25 protein-coding genes are annotated in these 25884 nt (G+C 71.0%); 18 read left to right on the top strand and 7 right to left on the bottom strand.

From position 1 onward, the window contains the following. The first annotated feature begins 9 nt into the window (after positions 1-9). The 10 genes from EV148_RS15060 to EV148_RS15015 all read left to right on the top strand — a co-directional run bounded on the left by EV148_RS15060 (position 10) and on the right by EV148_RS15015 (position 13203). Entirely contained in the window at positions 10-945 is a 936-nt protein-coding gene (locus EV148_RS15060; protein ID WP_158287493.1) for a DUF58 domain-containing protein, read from the top strand. Further along, positions 942-1454, top strand: a complete 513-nt coding sequence (locus tag EV148_RS15055; protein ID WP_131999673.1) for a DUF4381 family protein — start codon at positions 942-944, stop codon at positions 1452-1454. Before EV148_RS15060 ends, EV148_RS15055 begins: the two co-directional genes overlap by 4 nt. Then, the gene (locus EV148_RS15050; RefSeq protein WP_131999672.1) at positions 1447-2448 is read left to right on the top strand and encodes a vWA domain-containing protein; all 1002 of its coding nucleotides are present in this window, start codon (positions 1447-1449) and stop codon (positions 2446-2448) included. Before EV148_RS15055 ends, EV148_RS15050 begins: the two co-directional genes overlap by 8 nt. A gap of 10 nt (positions 2449-2458) precedes the next feature. Next, positions 2459-4447 (top strand): VWA domain-containing protein, encoded by a 1989-nt coding sequence (locus tag EV148_RS15045; RefSeq protein WP_131999671.1) that lies wholly within the window; start codon positions 2459-2461, stop codon positions 4445-4447. Then, a complete protein-coding gene (locus EV148_RS15040; RefSeq protein WP_131999670.1) occupies positions 4444-6159 on the top strand; it encodes a BatD family protein in 1716 nt (571 codons plus the stop codon). Before EV148_RS15045 ends, EV148_RS15040 begins: the two co-directional genes overlap by 4 nt. Positions 6160-6165: 6 nt before the next feature. Further along, entirely contained in the window at positions 6166-8202 is a 2037-nt protein-coding gene (locus EV148_RS15035; RefSeq protein WP_131999669.1) for a DUF2961 domain-containing protein, read from the top strand. A 166-nt stretch (positions 8203-8368) separates the two neighbouring features. Further along, the gene (locus EV148_RS15030; RefSeq protein WP_131999668.1) at positions 8369-8674 is read left to right on the top strand and encodes a hypothetical protein; all 306 of its coding nucleotides are present in this window, start codon (positions 8369-8371) and stop codon (positions 8672-8674) included. Then, on the top strand, positions 8671-9732 hold the full coding sequence (locus EV148_RS15025; protein WP_131999667.1) for a DUF7151 family protein: 1062 nt from the start codon (positions 8671-8673) through the stop codon (positions 9730-9732). Before EV148_RS15030 ends, EV148_RS15025 begins: the two co-directional genes overlap by 4 nt. A 142-nt stretch (positions 9733-9874) precedes the next feature. Continuing rightward, entirely contained in the window at positions 9875-10429 is a 555-nt protein-coding gene (locus tag EV148_RS15020) for an ECF-type sigma factor (RefSeq protein ID WP_199222800.1), read from the top strand. Continuing rightward, on the top strand, positions 10426-13203 hold the full coding sequence (locus EV148_RS15015) for a serine/threonine-protein kinase (RefSeq protein ID WP_158287492.1): 2778 nt from the start codon (positions 10426-10428) through the stop codon (positions 13201-13203). Before EV148_RS15020 ends, EV148_RS15015 begins: the two co-directional genes overlap by 4 nt. A gap of 312 nt (positions 13204-13515) precedes the next feature. On the opposite strand, the gene EV148_RS15010 is transcribed toward EV148_RS15015, so the two are convergent. From EV148_RS15010 to EV148_RS15000, 3 genes are all read right to left on the bottom strand, one after another. Next, positions 13516-14082: a porin family protein gene (locus EV148_RS15010; protein WP_131999664.1), complete on the bottom strand. Its 567-nt coding sequence runs from the start codon at positions 14080-14082 to the stop codon at positions 13516-13518. A gap of 208 nt (positions 14083-14290) precedes the next feature. Continuing rightward, positions 14291-15097 (bottom strand): S1/P1 nuclease, encoded by an 807-nt coding sequence (locus tag EV148_RS15005; RefSeq protein WP_131999663.1) that lies wholly within the window; start codon positions 15095-15097, stop codon positions 14291-14293. Further along, complete coding sequence (locus EV148_RS15000) at positions 15087-15956, bottom strand: MBL fold metallo-hydrolase (RefSeq protein ID WP_131999662.1); 870 nt, start codon at positions 15954-15956, stop codon at positions 15087-15089. The genes EV148_RS15005 and EV148_RS15000 overlap by 11 nt, the downstream gene beginning before the upstream one ends. Positions 15957-16466: 510 nt before the next feature. On the opposite strand from EV148_RS15000, the gene gap reads away from it, so the two are divergent. Then, positions 16467-17480, top strand: coding sequence for a type I glyceraldehyde-3-phosphate dehydrogenase (gene gap, locus EV148_RS14995; RefSeq protein WP_131999661.1), 1014 nt, complete (start codon positions 16467-16469; stop codon positions 17478-17480). Between the two features lie 203 nt (positions 17481-17683). Next, positions 17684-18835, top strand: a complete 1152-nt coding sequence (locus EV148_RS14990; RefSeq protein ID WP_131999660.1) for an AAA family ATPase — start codon at positions 17684-17686, stop codon at positions 18833-18835. A gap of 130 nt (positions 18836-18965) precedes the next feature. Here EV148_RS14990 and EV148_RS14985 read toward each other — a convergent pair whose 3' ends face one another. Together EV148_RS14985 and EV148_RS14980 are read right to left on the bottom strand one after the other, a co-directional pair. Beyond that, the gene (locus EV148_RS14985; protein ID WP_131999659.1) at positions 18966-19532 is read right to left on the bottom strand and encodes a GNAT family N-acetyltransferase; all 567 of its coding nucleotides are present in this window, start codon (positions 19530-19532) and stop codon (positions 18966-18968) included. A 10-nt stretch (positions 19533-19542) separates the two neighbouring features. After that, positions 19543-20382: a universal stress protein gene (locus EV148_RS14980; RefSeq protein WP_131999658.1), complete on the bottom strand. Its 840-nt coding sequence runs from the start codon at positions 20380-20382 to the stop codon at positions 19543-19545. Between the two features lie 111 nt (positions 20383-20493). Between EV148_RS14980 and EV148_RS14975 the strand changes: the two genes are divergently transcribed. The 3 genes from EV148_RS14975 (at position 20494) to EV148_RS14965 (ending at position 22050) form a co-directional block, all read left to right on the top strand. Further along, positions 20494-20922, top strand: coding sequence for a hypothetical protein (locus tag EV148_RS14975; protein ID WP_131999657.1), 429 nt, complete (start codon positions 20494-20496; stop codon positions 20920-20922). Between the two features lie 76 nt (positions 20923-20998). Further along, positions 20999-21652: a PAQR family membrane homeostasis protein TrhA gene (gene trhA / locus EV148_RS14970; RefSeq protein WP_131999656.1), complete on the top strand. Its 654-nt coding sequence runs from the start codon at positions 20999-21001 to the stop codon at positions 21650-21652. Beyond that, complete coding sequence (locus EV148_RS14965) at positions 21649-22050, top strand: GFA family protein (RefSeq protein ID WP_131999655.1); 402 nt, start codon at positions 21649-21651, stop codon at positions 22048-22050. The genes trhA and EV148_RS14965 overlap by 4 nt, the downstream gene beginning before the upstream one ends. A gap of 190 nt (positions 22051-22240) precedes the next feature. Here the strand turns inward: EV148_RS14965 and EV148_RS14960 are convergent, their stop codons facing one another. Continuing rightward, positions 22241-22726 carry a DUF456 domain-containing protein gene (locus EV148_RS14960; RefSeq protein ID WP_131999654.1) on the bottom strand — a complete coding sequence of 162 codons (486 nt, stop codon included), beginning with the start codon at positions 22724-22726 and terminating at the stop codon, positions 22241-22243. Between the two features lie 184 nt (positions 22727-22910). Further along, entirely contained in the window at positions 22911-23567 is a 657-nt protein-coding gene (locus tag EV148_RS14955; protein WP_131999653.1) for an energy transducer TonB, read from the bottom strand. Positions 23568-23690: 123 nt separating this feature from the next. Here EV148_RS14955 and EV148_RS14950 point away from each other — a divergent pair, with 123 nt between their 5' ends. From EV148_RS14950 to EV148_RS14940, 3 genes are all read left to right on the top strand, one after another. After that, positions 23691-24365, top strand: coding sequence for an N-acyl amino acid synthase FeeM domain-containing protein (locus tag EV148_RS14950; protein ID WP_131999652.1), 675 nt, complete (start codon positions 23691-23693; stop codon positions 24363-24365). Positions 24366-24373: 8 nt separating this feature from the next. Further along, positions 24374-25072, top strand: a complete 699-nt coding sequence (locus tag EV148_RS14945; protein ID WP_131999651.1) for a hypothetical protein — start codon at positions 24374-24376, stop codon at positions 25070-25072. Positions 25073-25288: 216 nt separating this feature from the next. Then, on the top strand, positions 25289-25876 hold the full coding sequence (locus EV148_RS14940) for an RNA polymerase sigma factor (protein ID WP_131999650.1): 588 nt from the start codon (positions 25289-25291) through the stop codon (positions 25874-25876). Positions 25877-25884: the final 8 nt, after the last annotated feature.

Raw genomic sequence — 25884 nt, 5'->3', positions numbered from 1 at the left:
ATGCCAGCCATGCCGTCCGCATCCGCCAACCGCTCCGTCCGCGTCGCCCTCGACGAACTGATCTCGCTCGCCGCGCTCGCCCACGGCGCCAGCCTCGTTCGCAACCGGCGCAGCCCGGCCCTGCGCAGCGGCACCAGCAGCTCGCGCTGGCGCGGTCGCGGCGTCGACTTCCGCGAGTCGCGCATCTACCAGCCCGGCGACGAGATCCGCCACATGGACTGGCGCGTGACCGCGCGCAGCGGCAAGCCGCACACCAAACTCTTCGAAGAAGAACGCGAACAGGGGCTGCTGCTCGCGATCGATCTCAATCCCGGCATGCACTTCGGCACGCGCGTGCGCTTCAAGAGCGTGCAGGCCGCGCGCGCGGCGGCGCTGCTCGCCTGGATGGCGTCGGCGGCGGGAGACCGCGTCGGGGCGCTCGGCTTCGGTGGCGGCGTCGACGGCGAAGTGAAGCCCGCCGGCGGGCGACGGGGCGTGCTGCGCGTGTTGCGCGCGTTGCGTGACTGGGACGCCGCAGCCGATGCCGGCCGGCAGGAACCCCTCTCGGGTGTGCTCGCGCGCGTGCGCCGGCTGCTGCGGCCGGGCATGCGCCTGGTCCTTCTCACCGATGGCTTCAGCGCCGACGCTGATGCCATGCCGCTGCTGCCGCAGCTCGCCGGGCGCCACGAGGTCACCATCGTGCTGCTGCGCGACGTACTCGAACTCGCGCCGCCGCCGCCCGGCCGCTATGCGATCCATCTCGGCGCCGCACGGCGCGTGCTCGACTTCGCCGACCCGCGCGTGCGCGGCAGCTGGACCGAACGCTTCTCCGCTTCGCGCGCACGCCTGCTCGAACAGGCACGCAGGCTCGGCATTCGCGTGATCGAACTCGACGGCCATGCCGACCTGCGGCGCGCGCTCGCGCCCCTGCTCGCGCGCAGCCGTCATTCGCCGGTGGTCGCATGAATCCCGCTGCCGGCCCCGAACTGCGCGACATCCACCTGCCGCCGCCGCCCGGCTGGTGGCCACCGGCGCCCGGCTGGTGGCTGCTCGCGCTGGTCGGGGTGGTCGTGCTCGTGCTCGCCGTACGCATGCTGTGGCGCCTCGAACGCGACCGGCGTTGGCGCGCGCGCGTGCGCGCGGAGCTCGAGCGCATCGCTGCCGCGCACGCGCGCGACGCGGATGCGCAGCAGCTGTCGATCGCCGTGTCGGCGCTGTTGCGGCGGGCGAGCCGCCTGCTCGCGCCGCACGCCGCCGCCTTGCAGGGCGAGGCCTGGCTCGAGTTCCTCGATGCACACCTGCCAGCGGGCGAGGCGGCCGCCGCTCCGTTCCGCCGTGGCGCGGGGCGCGCGCTGCTCGACGCGCCGTACCGGCGCGCCGACGATCCGGCCGTGGCCGTCGATGCACGGGCGCTGGTCGCGCTCGCACGCCGCTGGCTCGCGCATGCGCTGCGCGCGGAGGCAAGCCATGCTTGAGCTCGCATGGCCGTGGCTGCTCGTGCTGCTGCCGTTGCCGCTGCTCGCGGCACGCCTGCTGCCGCGCGCGCGCGGCATGTTCGGCACCGCGCTGCACCTGCCGCACCTCGGCGTCGCCCTGCCACAGCAGGCCGATGTGTCGCCGGTGCCGCGCCTGCGGCGTGTGTTCGCGCTGCTCGCGTGGGCGCTGCTCGTACTCGCCGCGGCGCGGCCGCAATGGCTGGGTCCCCGGGAGGACGTCGCGCGTTCGGGCCGCGACCTCCTGCTCGCGGTCGACACCTCCGGCAGCATGAGCATCGAGGACATGCAACTCGGCGGTTCCGCCGTGCCGCGCTTCGCGGCGATCCAGGCGATCGCGAGCGACTTCGTCGAGCGGCGCCGCGGCGATCGCGTCGGCCTGATCCTGTTCGGCACGCGTGCATACCTGCTCGTGCCGCTCACGTTCGACCTGCGCACGGTCGGCAAGCAGTTGCTCGATTCGACCATCGGCCTCGCCGGACGCGAAACCGCGATCGGCGACGCGGTCGGCCTTGCGGTCAAGCGCCTGCGCGCGCGACCGCAGGAGCAGCGCGTACTCGTGCTTCTCACCGACGGCGTCAATACCGCGGGCGAACTCACGCCGTCCAAGGCGATCGACCTCGCCGAAGCGAACCAGGTGCGCATCTACACGATCGGCATAGGCGCCGAGCAAATGCGCGTGGACAGCCTGTTCGGCAGCCGCATGGTCAATCCGTCGGCGGACCTCGACGAGGCGATGCTGACGAAGATGGCCGAGCGCACCGGCGGCCGCTACTTCCGCGCGCGCAACAGCGAGGAACTCGCCGACGTCTATCGCACGATCGACAAGCTGGAACCCGCGGCGGACGCGAAGCAGAGCCTGCGCCCGGTCGACGAGTGGTACTGGATGCCGCTCGCCGCGGCGTTCGCTGCCGCGGCGCTCGCCTTCGCCGTGCCCGCGTGGCGCCTGCGCGGCTTGCGCGGCGTACCTGCATGAGCCGCCCTGCATGAGCGCATTCGGCGACTTCCACTTCCTGCGCCCGGCGGCCCTGCTGCTGCTCCTCGCGCTCCCGCTGTGCTGGTACGCATGGCGGCACGGCCGCACCGATGCGGGCGCATGGCGCGGCGCGGTCGACGCGCACCTGTTGCCGCACCTGCTCGAACGCATCGATGGCGGCAGCGCGCGTGGCGGGCTCGTGCTCGCGGCATCGCTGTGGGCTCTCGCGACGCTCGCGCTCGCCGGCCCGGCGTGGGAACGCGAACCGATGCCGTTGTACCGCAACCAGGCGGCGCGCGTGCTCGTGCTGGAACTTGCGCCGAGCATGGCTGCGCAGGACGTGAAGCCGAGCCGGCTCGAACGCGCGCGCTACAAGCTCGACGACATCCTTTCGCGCAGCCGCGACTACCAGACCGCACTGCTCGCCTATGCCGGCGATGCGTTCGTCGCGGCACCGCTCACCGACGACGTCGAAACCGTGCGCAACCTCGTGGACTCGCTCGACCCGAGCACGATGCCGGTCGCCGGCAACGCGACCGGTCGCGCGATCGATGCGGCGGCGGCGCTGATCGAACAGGCAGGACTGCACCGGGGCGAGATCGTCCTGCTCGCCGACAGCGCGGGCAATGACGCGACGGCCGCGGCGCGACGCGCGCACGCGCGTGGCTACGACGTGTCGGTGCTCGGCCTCGGTACCGCCGCCGGGGCGCCGGTCGCGCTCGCGCAAGGCGACTTCCTCAAGGACGAGCAGGGCAACGTCGTGCTTTCACGCCTCGACGAGCCGGCGTTGCGCGCGGTCGCGACGGCCGGCGGCGGGCGCTACGCATCGTTGAGCGCGGACGGCTCGGATCTGGACGCCGTGCTCGCTTCGACGGTCGACGTCGACGCACGAGCGGGCCGCACCGACGGCGAAGCAGCGAGTGCGCGCTGGCGTGATCGCGGGCCTTGGCTGCTGCTCGCCGTGCTGCCGCTCGCGCTCGCGTCGTTCCGGCGCGGCTGGCTCATGGCCCTCGCGCTCGTCGTGCTCGCGTCGCCGCCGCACGCACGGGCCGCTGCGTTGAGCGGCCTCTGGCAGCGCGCGGACCAGCAGGCGGCGGCCGCGCTCGCCGCAGGCGATGCCAAGCGCGCCGCCGAAGTCGCCCCGACGCCCGAATGGCGCGGCAGCGCCGCTTATCGCAGTGGCGATTACGCGGCGGCGGAAAGCGCCTGGGCGCAAGCCAGCGACGCCGACGGTGCCTACAACCGCGGCAACGCGCTCGCCAGGCTCGGGCGCTACGAAGAAGCGCTCGCCGCATACGACGAAGCGTTGCAGCGCGAACCGGGCATGGCCGATGCCCAGGCGAACCGCAAGGCCGTCGAGGAGTTCCTGCGCCAGCGCAAGCAGCAGGACCCGAAGCAGGGGCAGCAGCAACCTCGACAAGGCCAGGACCCTTCGCGGCAGGACGGCGATCCGCAGCAGCAGGAGGGCGGGTCGAAGCCCGAAGACGGCGCGCAGAAGCCCGGTGAAGAGCAGGACGGATCCAGCGACGACACGCGCGAGCAGGGTGGGCCCAGGAACGACCGCGACACGCGCGAGGGCGAGCAAGGCGAGCAGCAGGGGCAGGGCGACCAGGCGAAGCAGGATGGCGACACTCGGCAGGACCAGCCCGGGCAGGCGCCGGACGAACAAGGTGCGCAGGACGGGTCTTCGCGCGCGGGGCGGCAGCAGGACGCGGGCGGCGCCAACGGCAAGCCGGGCGAGCAGAAGCCCGACGCGCAGCAACAGCAGGCGCTCAAGCAGGCCGTCGACCGCGCCCTCGCCGACAAGGATGCGGCGAGCGACGCGAGCGAGCCTGCCCATGGCGTGCAGGAAGCGCCCGAGGACGACGCGACGCGCGAGAAACGCCAGGCGCTCGAACACTGGCTCGAGCGCGTGCCCGACGATCCGGGCGGCTTGTTGCGGCGCAAGTTCCAGCTCGAATACCAGCGCCGCCAGCAACGCGGAGGAAACGGCGGATGAAAGCGATCGGATTCCGATGGTACGTACACGCCGCGCTCGCCCTGCTCGTCGTCGTCGCGCGCGCGCTGCATGCCGACGACAAGCCGGCGCTGCGCGCGTGGCTCGATCGCGACAGCATGCGGCTCGGCGAGACGGTGACCCTGAACATCGAGATCGACGGCGTCGGTGCGGCGTCGCCGGATTTCTCCGTGCTGGCCAAGGACTTCAACGTGCTCAACACGCAGTCCGGCCAGCAGGTGAACATCAGCAATGGCGCGCGCAGCGCGAAGACGCTGTGGGCGGTCGGCCTCGAACCCAAGCACGAGGGCACGATCACGATCCCCGCGCTCACGGTCGGCACGGCGCAGACCGCGCCGATCCGCCTCACCGTCGCACCCGCGCCGAGCGCGGCGCAGCAGGCCGGCGGCGACATCTTCCTCGAGGCGAGCGCGGAGCCGCTCGACCCGTACGTGCAGCAGCAGGTCCGCTACACGGTCAAGCTGTACTACGCGTTCGACCTCACCGACGGCAATCTTGCCGAGCCGAAGGCCGATGGACTCACCGCGCAACGGCTCGGCCAGGACAAGTCCTACGTCGCGAGCGTCGGTTCACGCCGCTACCACGTGCTGGAGCGCCATTACGCGCTGACTCCCGAACGCAGCGGCCCGATCGACATCCCCGCGCTCGCGTTCCGCGGCACCGTGCTCGACGCGGCCGATCCCGCGGCGTTCTTCGGCCGCGGACGCAGCGTGAGTGCGCGTTCGGACGCGGTGCACCTCGACGTGCGCGCGAAGCCGGCGAGCTGGACCGACGGCGCATGGTTGCCGGCCGCGTCGCTGCTGCTCAAGGACGAAGGCGAGCCGCCGGCGGAAGTGCACGTCGGCGAACCGGTCACGCGCACGATCCGCTTGCAGGCACAGGGGCTCGGTTACGAACAATTGCCCGAACTCGAACTCGCGGCGCCGGCCGGCGCGGAGATCTATCCGGACAAGGCCGACACGCGCACGCGCGACGACGGCGAATGGCTGTACGGCGAGCGCGTGCGAAAGTTCGCGTTCGTGCCCAATCGCGCCGGAACGCTCACCGTGCCCGGCCTCAGCGTGCGCTGGTGGGATACCGAGCACGATCGCGCCGAGGAGGCGACGCTTCCGCCGCGCACGATCACCGTGCTGCCGGCCGCGGGCGCCGCATCGACGCCCGCGCCGGCGACGCCGGCGGGCACGATTGCCCCGCCCAGGCCGGCGCCCGCTGCGCCCACGATCGACGCCGACCTGCATGCCGGGCTCTGGAAGATCCTTGCCGCGACCGCGTTCCTGCTCTGGCTCGCCACCCTGTTCGCATGGTGGGTTTCGCGACGCTTCGCGCGCGCACCTGCGCCGGTGCGCGGCACGCCGGGCGCCTCGGCCTCGGCCTCGGCGGCGCCGCGCGCGGACTTCCTGCGCGCCTGCGCGCTCGGCGACCTCGCCGGTGCGGAACGCGCGCTCGTCGCGTGGGCGCGCAGCGAGCGCGGCGATGTCCACAACCTCGGCCAGCTCGCCGCGGGGCTCGCCGATCCCGCGCAAGGCGACGTGCTGGCCGAGCTGCAACGCACGCGCTATGCAAGCGGCGCGGCCGCGGAAGGCCTCGCCGCGCGCCTGCAACGCGCGTTCCGCGGCGGCTTGCGCTGGCGCGTCGACGCCGCAGCGCCGCATCGCGAGGAAGCATTGCCGGCGCTCTATCCCGACCACGACTGACGCGCGATGGTGTGCCGCCTGCCGCTCGCGATCGCATGCACCAGCGTCGCGGCTGTGGCGCAGGCGGGCGGGCTGCCGTGGGAAGTCTGGGAATCGCCGGCGCGCCTCGCCGCGCTCGATGCGCGCGACGTCGTGCTCGAACGGTCGAGCCACTGCCTGGGCGGCTGCCGCTACGACCGCAGCAATGCGGGCGGCGAAGGGGCCACCGCGAACCCGTATCCGCTGCGCTGGCTGTATCGCGACGGCGACGAAGTCGTCGTGCTCGACGAGCGCGGTCCCGGTGCGCTCGCGCGCGTGTGGCTGACCAGCGGCTTCGGCACGTCGACCTGCATAGACCCGGCGATCCGGTTACGCCTGTATGTCGACGGTGCGGCGATGCCGGCCCTCGACACGCCGCTCGCGAGCGTATTCGACGGCTCGACCGTCCCGTTCACGCCACCGCTCACCCTCGGCCGCACGCAATCGAGCGGCGGCTACGTCAGCCACGTGCCGATCACCCACGCGCAGTCACTGCGCATCGCGCTCGCCGGCGCGGACGGCGACGGCATCAATCCATGCACGGGCACGACGCAGCGCCTGCTCTGGCTGCAGCTGCAGCATCATCGCCTCGCGCCGGGCACGCCGGTCACGAGCTTCGTCGCGGGCCATGACGAAGCCGCGTGGCGCGCGTTTCTCGCCCATGCTGGAGACGATCCGTGGAACGGCATGCTGCCGTTCGAAACGGCGACGACGAGCCTGGCCGCGGGTGAGGTCGCCGTCCTCGCCGCGCGCGGCGGACCGGGTTGGTTGCGCGGCATCCGCCTGCGCCTCCCGCGCAGCGCATACGCGCAGGTGAGCCTGCGCGTGAGCGTCGACGGCACGACTACGATCGACGCCCCGCTCGCCGACTTCTTCGCATCACCCATGGATGCGCAGTCGGCCGCGCGCGGCGTGCTCGTCGGCGAGGATGCAGGCGGCTGGTTGTACGCGTGGTTCCCGATACCGTTCCGCGAAGCGGTGTCGCTCGCGCTGGTCGCGGCGGCGAGCCTGCCGGCGACGGTCGCGATCGACAGCGCGCTCGCGTTCGATGCCGCGCCCGTGCCCGCCGACGCGGGGCGCTTCGAGGCGCACCTGCGCGACGCGTGCAGTGCCGCGCCTGCGCTCGTGCTCGACCACGCGACCGGCGCGGGCAAGATCGTCGGCGTCGCGGCGCGCTATCGCGCCGACGGCGCGGCGACGCGCGGTTACCTCGAAGGCGATGAGCGCGCGTACGTCGACGGCGCGCGCGCGCCGGCGTGGTACGGCACGGGTGTCGAGGACTTCTACGACGGCGGGTTCTATTTCGACCACGGCGCATTCGCCGGTTCACTTGCCGGCGCGCCCGTGGTCGATGCAGACGGCAGCGGCAGCACCGTGGCCTACCGTCTCATGCCGACGGCGCCGCTCACCTGGGCGAACGCCGTGCATTTCGAACAGGAAGCCGGCTACGCGCCGGCGATGCCGGTGCCCACGTGCATCCGCAGCGTCGTCTACGCATATCGTCGCGACACACCATTGCTGGTCGGCTACGACGCGTTCGAGATCGGCGACGCGGCAGCAGCCGCGGCGCACGCCTACGAGGCGCCGGCGGGCGCGGGCTGCGCGATGCTCGAGGCGACGTTCGAGGACGAGCCGCCGAGCACGCGCACGGCGCTCGCGTGCGCGTACGCGGGCGGCGCGAGCCGTTTCCATTTCCACGTCCCCGATGCGCAGCCGCCCCTGCGCTTGCGGCGCACGTTCGACGGGGGTGCGGGCACGCCGGGCGAGCAGGCGGGCTCGGCGGCCGCGACGATCCACGTCAATGGCGTGCCGGCCGGCGCGTTCTCGCCCGCCGCTGCCGATCCGTCGCGACGCTGGCAGCAGCAGGAAGCCCTGCTCGACGTGGCCGCAGGTGTCACCGACTTCGACATCGTCGTCGTGCCGGACATCCAGCCCTACGCGAACGTGTTCGCGGAGTCGCGCTGGGAGCTGCGCGGCGGCTGGAAGGACGCCATCTTCGCCGACGGCTTCGACGTGGCGGACTGAAACATCCGGACCCGGTGGTCCGCCACGCGCCTCGCGTGCAGCGCATGTGCGCCGATGTGCGCATGGACCCGCGTGATATCCGCGCCCTCCTTTTTGCGCTTTCCGGGATGGGACCGATGAGAGGGGCGGCATGGGGCCGCTCATCACGTCCGCAGCAGGAGGTTCGATGGATATTCAATCGTATGCGCACCGGCGTCGCGGGCCGGCGGCCATCTGTGCGATCGCGCTCGCCGCGTCCACCGCATTCGCCGCGCCGGCGGGCGGTGGCTTCGCGCTGCAGGGTGCGGTCATCGCGAGCGGCGGCGTGAGCCGCGCGTCGAATGCGTGCTTCGGCCTGTCGGCGACGATCGGCGAACCGACCGCCGGCGTCACGGCCGGCAATGGCGTCACGGTCGTTTCGGGCTTCTGGGCAGCGCCGGTCGAGCGACCCGACCAGCTGTTCCGCACGTCGTTCGAGAGGTGCGCGCCATGAGTGCAATCACCACGCGCCGCGTCGCGGCGATGCTTGCAGGATTCATCGGAGCAGGCGCGCAGGCGCAGGTCGCGCAGCTGCCCGACTTCACCTACCAGGGGCGGCTCGAGCAGGACGGCCAGCCGGCCAATGGATCGTACGACCTCGCCTTCACGCTCTACGATGCGGCGAGCGGCGGCAATGCGCTCGGCGCGCCGCAGCTCGAATCGCAGTTCCCGGTCGTCGACGGCTTGTTCACCGTCTCGCTCGCGTTCCCGGGCGTGTTCAGCGGCAACCAGACCTGGCTCGAGGTTAGCGTCAACGGACAAGCACTGCTGCCTCGCCAGGCCGTGGCGACGACCCCGGTCGCGCAGTATGCGCTCAGTGGCAATCCCGGCCCCGCCGGCGCAACCGGGCCGCAGGGCGAGCCGGGTCCCGCTGGCCCGCAGGGCGAGCCCGGGCCAGCCGGAGCCACCGGTCCGGCAGGGGCCATGGGCCCCACGGGCCCGGCAGGTCCCGCTGGCCCGCAGGGGCCCACCGGTCCGCAGGGTCCCCAGGGTGTACAGGGCGCGCAAGGCTCCGCGGGTGCGGCCGGCGTCGACGGTTTCAACGCACTGCTCGCGACGGCCGCCGAACCGGCTGGCGCCAACTGCGCTGCAGGCGGCACGCTCGTGCGCGTCGGACTGGACGCGAACCGCAACGGCGTGCTCGACGCCGGCGAAGTCAACGTCGCGCAGAACCGCTATGTCTGCAACGGTGCCCCGGCGCCGACCATCCCGCCCAACGGCAATTTCACCGCGATGCAGTACTTCGACGGTTACATCCTCACCTGCGATGCAAACCACCTCTCCGGCGACAACCAGTGCTTCAACGCGCGCCTGAATGGCCTGCCGATCAGCGCCGACCTCAGCAGCCGCGCCAGGCTGTGCAGCATGATCGGCCAATCGGGCTTCGGCGGCGTCGGCGTGAGCGTGACGTCGAACCAGTACTACCAGTGGAACGGCGGCGCCGGCCGTTGGGACCTCGTGCTCAACGCAACGCCGATCCAGCCGATCCAGGCGATCGACTGCGTGCTCTAGCGCTCGCCGCGCGGCGAGCGGCGCAATGCCCCGGCGCGCCGCGCGCGCCGGGGCGTTCGCGCGTCGCGGGGCCCGGTTGCACGATGCCGGCGCGCTGCCTACATTGCCTGTTCGACGCGGGCCGCGCGGCCTGGGGGACGCGGTGGAACAGGACATCACGCAGCTGCTGCACGCCTGGCATCGCGGCGATCGCGACGCGCTCGCGGTCGCGATGCCCCGCATCTACGAAGCGTTGCGGCGCAGCGCCGTGCAGCGGCTGCGCGGCGAGCGCGAGCAGACGCTCAATCCGACCGCGCTCGTGCACGAGGCATTGCTGCGCATGCTCGGCAACGACACCGATTTCGTCAGCCGCGCGCACTTCCTCGGCATCGCTGCGTTGCACATGCGCTCGATCCTCATCGACCACGCACGCGCGCGGCAAGCGGCCAAGCGCGGTGGCGGCGCCCTGCACGTGACGCTCGGCGCTACCGCCGAGGGCGCGAGCGAGGCCGGCGGCGTGCTCGACCTGCTCGCGCTCGACCAGGCGCTCACCCGGCTCGCCGACCATGACGCCCGCGCGGCGCGCGTGATGGAGATGAGCTGCTTCGCCGGCATGGAACAGGACGAGATCGCCGCCGCGGTCGGCGTATCGGTGCCGACCGTCGCGCGCGACATGCGCTTCGCTCGCGCATGGCTCAACCGGGAGCTCGCGGCGTGACGGCAAGCGCGCGCGTGGACTTCGTCGAAGTCCGCCGCGTGTTCGACCTCGTCTGCGACCTCGCGCCCGACGCACGCCACCGTTGCTACGAAGCCGAGCGCGCCGACGCGGCGACGATCCGCGAAGTCGAATCCCTGCTCGAATGCGAGGCTGGCGACACGCAGCTGCGCGCGCCGGTCATGCGGGCGCTCGGCGCGCTGCCCGAAACCGAGCTCGCCGAAGGCGACCGGCTCGGCGCCTGGCGCCTGCTGCGCCGGCTCGGCAGCGGCGGCATGGGCGCGGTCTACCTGGCCGAGCGCGCCGACGGCCATTTCGAGCAGCAGGCGGCGATCAAGCTCATCCGCGGCCTGCCCGGCAACGATACGCTCGTCCACTTCGCGCGCGAACGGCAGATCCTCGCGACCTTGCAGCACCCGCACATCGCCCGCCTGCTCGATGGCGGCGCGACACCGGGCGGCCAGCCGTACCTCGTCATGGAATACGTCGAGGGCGAGCCGATCGACCTCTACTGCGCCGCGCGCCGCCTCGACCTGCGCGACCGCCTCGTCCTGTTCCGCGCGGTGTGCGACGCGGTGCAGTTCGCGCACCAGCGCCTGATCGTGCACTGCGACCTCAAGCCGTCGAACGTGCTCGTGCGCACCGACGGCACGCCCGTGCTGCTCGACTTCGGCATCGCGCGCGCGCTCGACCGGCCGCGCGCGGCCGAGCCGGACGGCTATTTCACGCCCGGTTACGCGAGCCCGGAACAACTCGCCGGCGAGTCGCTCACGACCGCGAGCGACGTCTATGCGCTCGGCCTCGTGCTGTTCGAGCTCGTGACCGGGCGCAAGGCGCGCATCGACGCGCAGGATCGCACCGTCGCCGGACTGGCCGAAGCGAACGTGCGGCCGAGCGAGCTCGCCGCCGGCGTGCCATGGCGCGTCGCCGCCGACCTCGACGCGATCGTGTTGCGCGCGACGTCCGCGCAGGTCGCGGCGCGTTACGTCTCCGCGCAGGAACTGGGCGAGGACGTGCAGCGCTTCCTCGAACACCGCCCGGTGCACGCGCGCGCGCCGACGATGCGCTACCGCGCCGCGCGCCTGCTGCGCCGGCGCTGGCCGATCGCGCTCGCCGCGGCCAGCGCGGTACTCGTGCTCGGCGGCTTCACCTGGCGCCTCGCGCTCGAAAATGCGCGTGCACGCGCGGCCGAACAGGAGGCAAAGCGCCAGGCGGCCACCGCCGAGCGCGTCAGCGATTTCCTCGTCTCGGTGTTCGACACGTCCAATCCGCGCGTCAATGCGGAGCATCGCGACATCACCGCGCGCGAGGTCCTCGACGAGGGCGCGGCGCGCATCGAGCGCGAACTCGACGACGCGCCGCAGGTGAAGGCGCACCTGCTCGACACGCTCGCGACGGCGTACCGGCATCTGGGCCAGCCCACGCCGAGCATCGCCCTGTTCCGCACCGCGGCCGACCTCTACCTCGATCCCCGTGTCGGGGAGCCGCTCAAGGCCGCAGAAGCCCTGAGCCAGCTCGCGGTCGTCTACGCGAACAGTGCACATCCCGCGCCCGAGGTCGAGGCGGCCGCCCGGCGCGCGCTCGCCCTGCGCACCGAACATGCGCCCGACGATGCGCGCGCGCTCGCCGATTCCTGGAACACGCTCGGCCTCGCCTTCGAATCGCAGGATCGCTACGAGGAAGCCGATTCGGCGCTGCGCAAGGGGCTGGAGCTGCGGCGCACGCTGCCGGTCGACGTGCCGGGCGACGGCGTCGCATCGTCGCTGCACAACCTCGGACTGCTCGCCGCGAAGCGCGGCGACTACGCGCATGCGCTCGACTACTACCGCGAGGCGCTCGCGATCAAGCGCACGCAGTTCGGCGAACGCCATCCGGACTACCAGATCTCGCTGCAGGGCTACGCACGCGCACTGTCCGATTCCGGTCAACCCGCAGCGGCGGTCGCGCTGTTCGAGCGCAACATGCAGCTATGCGACGAACTGTACGGCGAGCGCAGCGCGAAATCGGCCGATGCACGCAACGTGCTCGGCTACACCTTGCAGGACCTCGGCCGCTTCGACGAGGCGATCGCGCGCTACCGTGAAGCCCTGCGCATCCACGCCGAGGTCTCCGGCAAGGACAGCGCGGCTTACGCGGTGCCGCTGAACAACCTCGCGACGGCGTACGAGGACCAGGGCGACTACGCAGCGGCGATACCGCTGTACGAGGAATCGCTCGAAACCCGCCGGCGCACCCTGCCCGACGGCGACCGCCTCGTGCTGCGCGCCGAGCACAACCTCGCGCGCGTGCTCGTACGCGCGGGCAAGCTGCGCGCGGCGCAGCCGGTGGTGGAGCGCGCGCTCGAAGGCACGCGCGCGCATTTCGGCGAGGACGACGTGAACACCGCCAAATGCGAACTCGTGCTCGGCGAATGGCAGCTCGCATCCGGCCGGACCGTGGACGCGGCGAAGACCGTGCAGGCGCTGCTGCATTCGCGCGCGACGCTCACGCCGCTCGTCCAGGCGCGACGTGAAGCGCTCGAGGCCGGCGTCGCACTCGCGACCGGCGATCAGGATTCGGTGCTGACGCACCGTCGCCGTGCGTTCGATCTCGTGCGCGCGAAATACGGCGACGCGCATCCGTACGTCGCGGAGTTCGCGCTCGCCTATGCCGCGGCGCTGGCGGATGCCGGTCGCGAAACCGAGGCGCGCGCGCTGGCGCAGTCGCTGCGCGCGATGATCGAATCGACGTTCGCCGAAGCCGCGCCCCTGCGTCACGAACTCGCGCGCTGGCGCTGAGCGCGCCGTCTCGCCACGCGCGTGAGATGCGCGCATGCCTTCCTGCGCTGGATGGATCGAGCGGCGGCCCCCGGCGGAGGCCCACCGCGGATCGATCGCCGCCGGCTACGGGAGAGAAATGATGGCTTCCTTTCACGCGCGCACGGCGAGGCCGTATCCCCGCTTCAACCGCGCGCGGCTGCACGCATCGGTGCGTATTCGCCGCATCCAACGGACGAGCGCACGAATCAAACAAAAAAAAACCGGCCCGCTTTCGCGGGCCGGTTGGCTGTGACGGCATCCGTGCCGTTGCACTCCCGTCGGAGAGCTGGATCAGAAGCGGTACTCGGCGCTGACCGAGACGACGTCCGGGTCGAACTTGAGGCCGTTCTTCTCGGCCTTGTAGTAGTCGTAGTTGAGGCCGACGCTGAAGTTGTTGCTGAAGTCGTAACCGAAGCCGGCGCCGGCGTACCACTTGTTGCTGTGGTCGTCGACGGCGACAGGCGTCGCGAGCGGGCCGTAGGTGCCCTGGAGGTCGGCGCGGAAGAAGCCGGCGCGGCCGCTGAGGTACCAGTTGTCGTTGATGTTGAAGTGGCCGTTCACGCCGAGGTTCCAACCCTTGATTTCGGCGTCGGCGAAGCCGGCCGGGCGGCCCTTGGGCGAGAAGTTGCCGAGGTCGGTGTAGCCGCCCTCGACGCCGAACAGGAAGTTCGGGGCGAGAGCCCAGCGATAACCGACGTTCGCGCCGAACGCGGTGTCGTCGTCATCGTACACGCCCTTGTCGAGGTTGGACTGGCCGACGTTGCCATTGATGAACCAGCCGTTGGTATCGGCAGCATGGGCCGGGAGGGCGGCCAAACCGGCCGTCGCGAAGGCAAGGGCGAGCAGGGTGTTCTTCATGATGTGTGACTCCAACTTGTTGGGGGTGGGCGTCCGCGGGGCGCGGTAGCCCGGTTCATTCGATGCTTCCTGTCGCTTGGGGGTTCACCCGTCGGCGGCGTGCGTATAGATGGGATTCAGGCCGACCATTTCAATACCGGTCGGTTTAGAATTCATTCATATCGCGACAACCCACTGATCCGCAGCGAAAAAATCGGCAGCCGGGCCGTCAGTGGCGAGGGGCGAGCGCGCGTTCCAGCAGGGCCGCCAGACGCGCCGCGGCCTGGCGCAGGCGTCGTTCGGCAAGCGGGCGCGCATGGCGCAGGTACGCCGCATCGATGCGGTGGCGGGACGGATAGACGCCTGCATCGCGCGTCGCGCGGCACGATTCTTCGGCCCATTCCGCCGCCTGGCCGCTGGCCGGGAACACGGGCGCGCGCGCGAGATCGGCCGCGCGTGCACGCCAGCCGCCGGGACTGTCGCCGAGCACGGGCGTGTCCCATACGGCATGCAGGTTCGTGCCTCCGCGGCGACCCTCGACGCGCACCTGGTAGCGGTTGCCACCTGCGTCGCGTCGATAACCGGCGTGCAGCGGTTGATGCACGTCGGCAACGAGGTGCACGAGCATGCGCAGTGCCTGCGCCCTCTGGTCGGGGCTGCGCGCACGATCGCCGAGGATGTGTGTGTAGCGCTGGATCGCCGCGACCGCGCAGCGGCCACCCGCGCAGTCGCGTGGCGCGTCGTAACGGCAGCTCGCGTCGGTGAAGTTCACGAAGTGCAGCTTCGACGTCGCGCGCCAGAGCGCCCGCCGTCGCCGATCGTCGCGCAGGTCGTCCGCCCACGTCGCGACGTCGGCGAGCGCCCGTGCGTGCGAGCGCGCGAGCAGCGGCTGCAAGGACGCACGCGCCGGCGCCGACAGTTGCCGTTCGGCGAGCGCGGCGACGATGCGATGTCCGGTGGGTCCCCAGGCGAGCGCATGCGTCGGCATGCATGCGAACAGCAGGACGAGGGCGAACCGACGCGCGTCAGTCCGCATCGAGGAACACGGGCAGGCGGAAATGGCGTCGACCGAGCGTATCCGGCGGCGGCAGGCGGCCGCCGCGGATGTTGAACTGGATCGCCGGCCAGAGCAGTTTCGGCACGGCGAGCGTGGCATCGCGCCGCTCGCGCATGCCGATGTAGTCGGACTCGGGCGTATCGCTGCGCAGATGCACGTTCGCCTGCTTCTCGTCACCGATGCGCACCTGCGCGACCGGCGCGGAGCCGGCCGCCGGATAGTCGTGGCAGAGGAACACGCGCGTCTCGTCCGGCAGTTCGTACAGGCGTCGGACCGAGCGGTACAGCGTCGCCGCACTGCCGCCGGGGAAATCGCAGCGGGCCGTGCCTGCGGGCGGCGCGAACATGGTGTCGCCGACGAAGAGGGCGTCGCCGACGAGGTAGGCGACGCTGTCGGGCGTATGCCCGGGCACCGCGATCACGCGGATGTCGAGCGCGCCGACGATGATGCTGTCGCCGTCGCGCAGCAGGCGGTCGAATGCGCGCCCGTCCGCGGCGAAATCGTCGCCGAGCGCGAGCAGTCGCTTGAACGTGCGCTGCACCTCGACGATGCCCGCGCCGATCGCCAGCGGCACGCCGAGCCGGTCGCGCAACCAGCCGCCCGCGGAGAGGTGGTCGGCGTGCGCATGCGTCTCGAGGATCGCGGCGGTCTCGAGGCCGAGCTCGCCCAACCGCGCGAGCAGTTCGTGCGCGGGCTTCGCATCGACACGGCCGGAGGCGACGTCGAAATCGAGCACCGGATCGATGATCGCCGCATGCCCGCCGGCGTCGGCGACGACATGCGTCCAGGTGCCGCTGGTGGCGTGATGAAAGCTGTGGACGACGGGAAGGTTCGACATCGGCGGATCCGGCTGGTCGGATGGAGGTTAACGCACGACATGAGTGGGGTACGCCGATGCTGGCGCAAAAGCGTGTAGGAATGCCACGCGCCCACGGTTTGGCCGTCGAAGGGGCCGGCCTCCCCGGCTGTCGTTGGCCGTCCAGACATCCTTCACGGAGAGGATCCACATGCTCGAGCAACGCCCGTCACGCGCAGGCCGCGTGCGGACGCCCGGTGGTCGCCGCGCCCGGTGGCTTCGGCGCCTCTGCAGCCTGCGACGCGCAGGCACCGCGTGCATCCGCGGCGGCGGACGCGACTGCGGAACGGTCGATACGCAACGCGCAGCAACGCCGGGTGCGGGCGGCCGGCGAGGTCGGAGTGCCGTTCGACGACGGCCTCGTCGGGGACGACCGAGCCGGGCGCTGCCGGTCCGGCCCGCGCAAATGGCTCCTTCGGAAGCGGCCCTGTGCCTGCCGGCGCGGGGCCGGTAGAATGCGCGTCCCGCATTCGTCCCCGGAGGAATCGATCCATGGCAGTCAAGGTCGCGATCAATGGCTACGGCCGCATCGGCCGCAACGTGCTGCGCGCGCTGTACGAGTCCAAGCGCACGAACGAGATCCAGATCGTCGCGGTCAACGACCTCGGCAATGCGGAGACGAACGCGCACCTGACCCAGTACGACACCGCGCACGGCAAGTTCCCGGGCGAGGTCGGCGTCGAAGGCGGCGATCTCGTCGTCAACGGCGACCGCATCAAGGTCTGCGCCGAGCGTGATCCGTCCAAGCTGCCGTGGAAGGACCTCGGCGTCGACATCGTGCTCGAGTGCACGGGCCTGTTCACGAGCAAGGCGAAGGCCAGCGCGCACCTCGCCGCCGGCGCGAAGAAGGTGATCATCTCGGCGCCCGGCGACAAGGACGTCGACGGCACGTTCGTCTACGGCGTCAACCACGAAGGCCTCAAGGGCAGCTACGAGGTCATCTCGAATGCCTCGTGCACGACCAACTGCCTCGCGCCGCTCGCCAAGGTGTTGCACGAGAAGATCGGCATCGCGCATGGCCTGATGACGACGATCCACGCCTACACCAACGACCAGGTGCTCACCGACGTCTATCACTCGGACCTGCGTCGCGCGCGTTCGGCGACGATGTCGCAGATCCCGACCAAGACCGGCGCCGCCGCCGCGGTCGGTCTCGTGCTGCCGGAACTCAACGGCAAGCTCGACGGCTTCGCGATGCGCGTGCCGACGATCAACGTGTCGGTGGTCGACCTCTCGTTCGTCGCCAAGCGCGCGACGACCAAGGAGGAAATCGACGCCGCGGTCAACGAAGCTGCCAACGGCAAGCTCAAGGGCGTGCTCGGCGTGAACACCAAGCCGCTCGTCTCGATCGACTTCAACCACAACCCGCTGTCGTCGATCTACGATTCGACGCAGACGCGCGTGATGGAAGGCACCCTCGTCAAGGTGCTGTCGTGGTACGACAACGAGTGGGGTTTCTCCAACCGCATGCTCGACATGACGCTCGCGTTCGCCAGCGCGAAGTAGGACCTCGTTCCGCTGGCAGCGGGACGCGCCGGGCGGCACGTGCATGGCGCGTGCCGCCGCCCCCGCGTCGCGACGGGACTCGCGCGTCCGCCCGAGCCGCGCGGCGACGCGCGAAGCCCTGATCGGCGGGGGCCTTGTTTCTGGCGTGTTCCGCGGAAACGTTCGTCTCGCCCATTGCGACCAGGCGTTCCAGAATCTGTCGCATGCTGCACACGTTCGCCGTCTCCAACTACCGCTCGCTGCGCGACCTCAAGTTCGCGCTGGCGCCGCTCACGGTCGTCACCGGTGCGAATGGCTGCGGCAAGTCGAACCTCTACCGTGCGCTGCGCCTGCTCGCGCAGGCCGCCGACGGCCGACTCGCCGAAGCGCTCGCACTCGAAGGCGGCATCCCCTCGGTGCAATGGGCCGGGCCGCCCGACATCCGCCAACAGGCGAAGCGCGGCGGGCCGGTCCGGGGCACGGCGAGGAAGGCGCCGCTGCGAGTGACGTTCGGTTTCGCCGCGGACGATGTCGCCTACGAGATCGCGCTCGGCCTGCCCACGCCGTCGCTGTCGCGCTTCGCCTTCGATCCGGAGATCAAGCACGAGATCGTCTGGCAACAACCGCCGCGGCGGCCGTCGAACACCTGGCTCGAACGCGAAGGCTTCGACGTGCGCGCGCGCGGCGCCGACGACAAGTGGGCACGGCTCGCATTCGCACCCGCACGCAACCAGTCGCTGCTCGCGGAACTCGGCGAGCCCGAGCGCTTCCCGGAATTGTTCGCATTGCGCGAGCGCCTGCGCGCGTGGCGCTTCTACGACGGCTTCCGCACCGACGCCGAGAGCCCGCTGCGCCAGCCGCGCGTGAGCGTGCGGACCGGCGCGCTCGCGCACGACGGCCGCGACATCGCCGCCGCATTGCAGACGATCCTGGAGATCGGCGACGGGCCGGCGCTGCAGGCCGCAATCGAAGACGCGTTCCCGGGTTCGTCGCTGGAAATCCTCGACGCCGGTGACGCGCGCCTGCAGGTCGGGCTGCGCGTCGAAGGCCTGCTGCGCCCGCTCTCCGCGGCGGAACTGTCCGATGGCACGCTGCGTTACCTATGCCTGCTCGCCGCGCTCATGAGCCCGCGACCGCCCGGACTGCTCGTGCTCAATGAACCGGAACAGAGCCTTCATCCGGACCTGCTGCGCCCGCTCGCGCGCCAGGTCGTGGCTGCGGCGAAACGCAGCCAGGTCTGGCTCATCAGCCACGCGCGCGCGCTCGTCGACGCGATCGAGGACACCGGCGGCGTGCCCCCGGTCGAGCTCGTGCGCGACCACGGCGAGACGCGCGTCGCGGGGCAGGGCCTGCTCGACGCGCCCGCGTGGCCGTAGGGCGGGACGCAGCCGCGCAGCGGCGAGTCCCACCGGCGATGCCCCGCGACGACCGCTCGCGTTCCGGCGTGTCCGCATCCATTCCCGTTTTCGCGCGCCACGTCCCACCGTACGGGGCCCTCGCGCCGATTCATACGCGAACGCGGCGCCACTCGCGCCGCAACAACCCATACAAAGCCGTGTCCTGCACGCCGCCGCCGACGCGCCAGCGCTCGCGCAGATAACCCTCGCGCACGAAGCCCGCGCGTTCGACCACGCGGCACGAGGCGAGATTGTCGGGATCGATGTCGGCCTCGATGCGTTCGAGCCCGAGGCCGTCGAACGCATGGCCGAGCGCGAGCTGCAGCATCCGGCCGGCCAGCCCGCGTCCCCAATACGCCGGCAGCAGCGCGTAGCCGATCACGCCGCGTTTGTGCTCGCGATCGACGCCGAACAGCGAACAGGTGCCGACGAGCGCGTCGTCGCCGGGCAGCGTCGCGACCCACGGATAGAACTCGCGTACACGGCGTTCCCGTCGCATGCGTTCGATGTGCCCGACCGCCTGCGCGCGTTCGGTCCACGCGGGAAAACTCCACCAGCGCATGACCTGCGCATCGGAATGCAAGGCGAACAGGCCATCGGCGTCGCGCGTCGCGAGCGCGCGCAGGCGCACGTGCTTGCCCTGGAGCTCGGGGATCGGGGTCTCCGTCGCGTCCATGCGAACCGGCTCAGTGCGCGACGAGCAACGGCAGGTCGCTGTGCTGGAACAGATGGCGCGTGGTGCCGCCGAGCACGAGTTCGGTGATGCGCGAATGGCCCCACGCGCCCATCACGACCAGGTCCGCATCCATCGCGTGCGCCGCGTCGAGCAGCGCCGCGCCCTGGTCCCTGCGCGCGGGGAACGCCGCGTAGTGCGCCGCGATGCCGTGGCGCTCGAGCCACGGGCGCAAGTCCAGTTTCGGCAGGAAGCGCAGGCCGAGCGGGTTCTCGACCGGTTCGCCCTCGAACACCTGCACGTGCTCGGCGCGCGCGAGCAGCGGCAGTGCGCCGCGGATCGCCAGCGCCGCTTCGCGGCTCTGGTTCCATGCGACCGCGATGCGCAGGCCGGCGCTCTCGGCGCGCACGCGCTCGGGCACGACCACCACCGGCGACGAGGCGCCGAACACCGTGCGCGAGACGAGCCCCCAGCCGGTCGGCGCGTCGGGGTTGAGCTGTGGTCGTTCGACCACGACGAGGTCGTGCCAACGCGATGCCTGGCAGAGCGACTCGACCACGTCGCCCTGGCTCGCGCTCCAGGCGCCCTGCAGCGCGTGCGCATCGAGCGCAGCCTGCCAGAACGGGCCGCGTTGCTGCGCGTCGCGCCAGGCGCCTTCGGCTTCGTTGACGTACAGCGCGACCGCTTCCGGCGACGCGAACGCGACTGGCGACAGCGGCACGACGTGCAGTCCGGTGGCGAAGGCGCGCAGGCGCTGCGCGAGCGAGAGGCCCACCGCGCCGGCGCTGCCGAGCGTGTCGGTGCGACGCATATGGATGAGGATGTCGAAGGGACACGTGACGGGTTCGGCCATGGCACGCTCCGGTGACGCGATGCGGATAGCTTACGGCGTCGCGCGCACGTCTGCGCGGATCGCGTGCGCGGCGGTATGCTTCCGGACAGCATCCTGCGATGAGGACCACCCATGAGGCCGACGACCATTCTTTTCGGTGCGCTGCTCGCGTTCGGCACGCCTGCGCACGCGCGCAAGGACCTCGACTGCGAAATGCGCTTCTCGCTCGCCGGCTGGTCGGCGTTCTACAAGACCGCCTCGGGCGAAGGGACCGTCACGTGCAGCGACGGCTCGACGCTGCGCGTCGTGATCGAGGCGAAGGGCGGCGGACTCACGTTCGGCAAGTCGGAGATCAGCGACGGTCGCGGCCGTTTCACCGAGGTCTACGACATCGAGGACGTGCTCGGCGCTTATGCGAGCGCCGGCGCGCACGCAGGTGCCGCGAAGGCGGCGGAGGCGCAGGTGCTCACCAAGGGGCCGGTGTCGCTTGCGCTGTCGGGCAAGGGCACGGGCTGGGATCTCGGCGTCGCGTTCGGCAAGTTCACGATACGCCGCCGCTGACGCGGCGTTGGCAGCCGGCCGTACGATGCGGTACGGTGCGCAGGTTGCGGCGCGCCATGCGCCGCGGGAGTGCGCGATGACGACATCGGTGGCACCGCGCTACAGCGGCAGCGAGGAAATCGCCTCGAGCCTCATCCATGGCATCGGCATCGTGCTCAGCATTGCCGGCCTCGCCGCGCTCGTCGCGTTCGCCGCACGCGACGGCGAGGCGCGGCACGTCGCCAGCGTCAGCGTGTATGGCGCGAGCCTGATCCTGCTCTACACCGCCTCGACGCTCTATCACGGCATTCCGTCGCCGCGTGCGAAGCCGGTGCTGCGCACGCTCGACCACGCGGCGATCTTCCTGCTCATCGCGGGCACCTACACGCCGTTCACGCTGATCAGCCTCGAGGGTGCCTGGGGCTGGTCTCTGTTCGTGTTCGTCTGGCTGCTCGCCTTCGCCGGCATCGGCCTCGAACTCGCCGGCGTGAAGAACCGCAAGGTGATGGCGGCACTGTACGTTTGCCTCGGCTGGATCGGCCTCGTCGCGATCAAGCCGCTGCTGGCGAGCATCGCCGCGCCTGGCCTGTGGCTGCTGTTCGGTGGTGGCGCGGCGTACACCCTCGGCGTGCCGTTCTACCTCAGCCGGCGCCTGCCTTACAGCCATGCGCTATGGCACCTGTTCGTATTGCTCGGCAGCGTGCTGCAGTTCTTCGCCGTGCTGTTCTACGTATTGCCGCCGGCGGCATGAGCAGGGAGTTGCGCACGCATCGCGGCGGCTGCCATTGTGGTCGCGTGCGTTTCGAGGTCGACGCGCCCGCGGTCATCGACGCGCTCGACTGCAACTGCATGATCTGCCGCATGAGCGGCTACCTGCACCTGATCGTGCCGGCCACGCGTTTCCGCCTGCTCGCGGGCGCCGACGCGCTCGTCGAATACACGTTCAATACCGGCACTGCGAAGCATCGCTTCTGCTCGCATTGCGGCATCAAGAGCTTCTACGTCCCGCGCTCGAATCCGGACGGCTTCGACGTCAATGTGCGCTGCCTCGACCCGGCGACGATCGAACGCGTCGACGTGACCGTGTTCGACGATACGCGCCGCGCCGAGAGCGAGGCGGCGATCGCGCATCTGTCGATGCAGGAGTAGCCATGTTGAAACACGAGGCACACGGAGCACACGGAGAAAATCAAGCCGGTCGATCCCGTCTCCAATTCGGCGCAGCGATGAAGGCGGGTGTCAGTCCCTGTTCCAAGTGCGATGCGACGCAGGACAATGTCGCTCTCGCGTGGCTCTTCCTCCGTACGCTCCGTGGTTCAATTCTTCAACCGCCGGGACGTCACGCGAGGAAGGCGAGGGCGAAGATGCCGAGCATCGCGAAGCAGATCGCGAGCTTGGCGATCGCGCCGACGAGGAAGCCGAGCCACGCGCCGACGCCGACGCCGGTCGCCTTGCGTAGCGTGCCGCCGGCGACGAGTTCGCCCGCGAGCGCGCCGACGAACGGGCCGAGCAGCAGGCCGGGCAGGCCGAAGAACAGGCCCAGCAGGGTGCCCAGCGCGGCGCCGATCACGGCGTAGCGGCTCGCCCCGACCTTCTTCGCGCCGAGCACGCCGGCGACGAAGTCGATGCCGAGCGCGAGCACGGTCAGCGCGCCGAGCACGAACAGCGTGAACACGCCCGCATGCGCGAAGTCGTCCGCCCACGCCGCGAGCAGCAGGCCGCAGAACACGAGCGGCACGCCCGGCAGCGCCGGCAACACGGTGCCGACGAGGCCGACGATGACGAGGATCGTGGCGAGGACATACCAGAGCGCGTGGAGATCCATTCGGCGATCCCATGGTGTGATGTCCGGCACTCTAGCGTAGCGGCGCACCGAGGGCGCAACCATCGCCAATCGGCGTGCCGCGCTCATTGCTGGTGGGAGCGGCTTCAGCCGCGATGCTCTTCAATCCTCAACCCTCAGCCATCAGCCCTCGGCCCTCGACAACCACCTCCACGCCTCCGTGCCCTCACCCCCGATCCAGCCGGAACCCGATCGGCACGACGCCCCACGCCGGCACCGCCTGGCCATCACGCAGCACCGGCCGGAAGTGCGCGCGCTGCACCGCCTCGCGCGCGGCGGTATCGAGGTCGGCGTGACCGGAGCTGCGGGCAATCTCGACGCGCTGCACCTTGCCGTCGGCGTCGACGAGCACGTTGAGGAGCACCTCGCCCTGCTGGCGCGAGCGCAAAGCGGTCGCCGGGTATCTGAGCTTCAGCGCGCCGTCGTAGGCGAGGCGACGCGATTCGCCGACCGCGCTGGCGGCGGCGACGCCGCTCGTCGCGGCCGGCGTGGCCGGATGCTCGGGAACGACGTCCACGGGGGCGGGCGCCGGAGGCGCTTCGATCACGCTGCGCGTCGGCGTGACGGGCGCAGGCGGTGGCGGCGCCGCGCGATGCACGGGCACACGCGGCGGCGGCTGCCGTTCCGGCGGGGGCGGCGGAAGCGGCGGTGGCTGTTCGATGAGGCTCGCTTCCACGCGGCGCGGTTCGATGCGCTCGACCTGCATTGCGAGCGGCACGGCAAGCGCGAGCGCCGCGACCGCGTGCATGAGGAAACTCGTCCCCAGTGCAGCGATGCGCTGCCAGTCGAGGTGCGGATGATGGACGGCTGCGCGGGTCGCCATGGTCGTGCCTCCTCCGGTGTGTGTGCGCAATCGGTAACGCGGCAGCAGGCGTGTCGGGGTTTGGAGGTGGGACAGCCGCGCTCGCCGGCACTCCCTGTGTCCGAGCACCTAGGGGGCCTTCGCATGAATCTGCATGATGTACGCGTCGCCGTTACGCCCGACGACCTCGCGCGTGTCGGCGCATTCCGCTACCGCATCTATGTCGAGGAGCAGCGGAAGTTCGCCGCGCACGCCGACCATGATGCGCGCACGCTGATCGAGCCGCTCGACCGCAAGGCGTCGAGCCTCGTCTACACCATCGAGCGTGGTGACGAAATCGTTGCGACGATGCGCGTCGAGTTCCTCGACGAAGAGGCGCAGGCGCGACACGCTGCCGCGTTCGCGGCCTTCGACTTCATCCCGCCTACGCAACTGATGCATTTCACGCGACTGATGATCGCGCCGGCGGCACGCAATTCGGACGCGATGCCGAAGCTGCTGTTCCTCGGCTTCGCCCTCGCGTTGCTCAAGGATCGCCGCTTCGGACTGCTGACGTGCAAGCCGGAGCTCGTGCCCGTGTTCGAACGTTATGCGTGCCTGCAGTACGCCGATGCCTACGTTGACGAGGAATGCGGCGAACAGGTGCCCATGGCGATCCTCGGCGAACCGCACTACCTGCGCGCATGTGGCGCTCCGCTCGCGGAGTGGCTGGTCCGCCATCGCACGGACAGTCCGTACTCGCAGCGCGTGCTCGAACGCATCGACGCCTGGCGCGCCGGCCGCCCGCGCGCGCGCGCCGCCCGTCGCCTGGTCGCGTGAGGACCTTCATGAACGCCCTCGACCATGCCGTCACCGATGCGCAGGAGCGGTTCGCCGCCATGCTGTCGCGCGCACTTGCCGACGCGCCGCTGAGCATCGTGCAGTACCAGCGCTACCTGTCGATGCAGTACCACCTCACGCGCGGCGTGCAGGGCTACTTCCTCCGCGCCGCGGCGCATCCGGGCCTGGCGCGTCGGCGCGCGCTGCGCCGGTTCCTGTTCGATTTCGCCGCCGAGGAAGAACACCACTACCTCGTCGCCGCCGCCGATCTCGAGCGCATGGGCTTGCCGTTGCTGCCCGAACCGCTCGACGTCACGCTCTGGCATGCGCATTTCCGGGCGGTCGTGGACGAGTGGCCGTTCCTGCGGCTCGGCGCGGCCTGCGTGCTGGAAAATCTCTCCGGCGGCGTGGCACGGGACGTGACACGCGCCGCGCTCATGGCGCCATTCCTCACGCGCGAGAACACGCGCTTCGTCGTACTCCACCTGCACGAGGCACAGCCGCACGGCGAACAGATCGTCGCGGCGCTGGAGGCTGCATCGCCGGACAGCGCCGAGATCGACGACATCGTGACGGGCGCGCGCCAAGCGACCGTGCTGTACCTCAGGATGATGGAGTGGGTGCTGTTTCCGGGTTCGCTCGCCACCTGCGCCGACGCGCCCGGGCGTACGCAGGCCGAAGCGTCGCGGCCGGAGCTCGTGACATGAGCCGACGACCGCCCCGTCTCCTTTGGCGTGTCGTGGCCGTTCTCGTGCTCGGCGCAGCAGTGCTGGCCGGCCTGGCCCACGTCGCTTCCGGCCAATTGCGCCGCGCGGTCGCCCAAAGCGTCGTCCCGGCGGGCGGCTGACGCCCGCGGCATTCTGCATTGCGGGGCCGGGTATTGTTGTATACCCTTGCGCCAACGGAGGGATCAGGGGGTCCCGATGTCTGCCGGCGAGGGTACTGCGACCGTCGACGTGCCAGGAGCGACCGATCTGGTCGCGCGCATCGCCGCGGGTGATCGCCGGGCAGAACACGATTTCATCCGCCAGTACGAGCGGGGCGTGCGCGCCCTCGTGCGCCGCCACTGTCGCCCCAACGACCCGATCGCCGACGACCTCGCCCAGGACGTGCTCGCGCGCGTGCTCGAACGCCTGCGCGCGGGCGCGATCCGCGACTCCGTTGCATTGCCCGCCTACGTGCAGGCGACGATCGTGCACACGACGAGCGCCGAATACCGCGCCCGCCGCGTGACCGAAGGTCCCGCAGTGCTCGACGACCTGCCCGCCTCGGACAACCCGGTCGAACGGCTCGACTCCGAACAGCTCGCTGCGCTGCTGCGCAAGGTGCTCGCGCAACTGCCCGTCGCGCGCGACCGCGAGATCCTCGTGCGCTTCTACCTCGACGAACAGGACAAGGACGAGGTCTGCCGCAGCCTCGGCATCGACGCGACGCATTTCCACCGCGTCGTGTTCCGCGCGCGCGAGCGCTTCCGCGACCTGCTCCACCGCGCCGGCCTGGGAGAACCCTGAGTGAGACA

This window comes from Dokdonella fugitiva (assembly GCF_004342425.1).
Taxonomy (GTDB): Bacteria; Pseudomonadota; Gammaproteobacteria; order Xanthomonadales; family Rhodanobacteraceae; genus Dokdonella_A; species Dokdonella_A fugitiva.
This window is presented reverse-complemented; position numbering and strand designations above follow the sequence as displayed.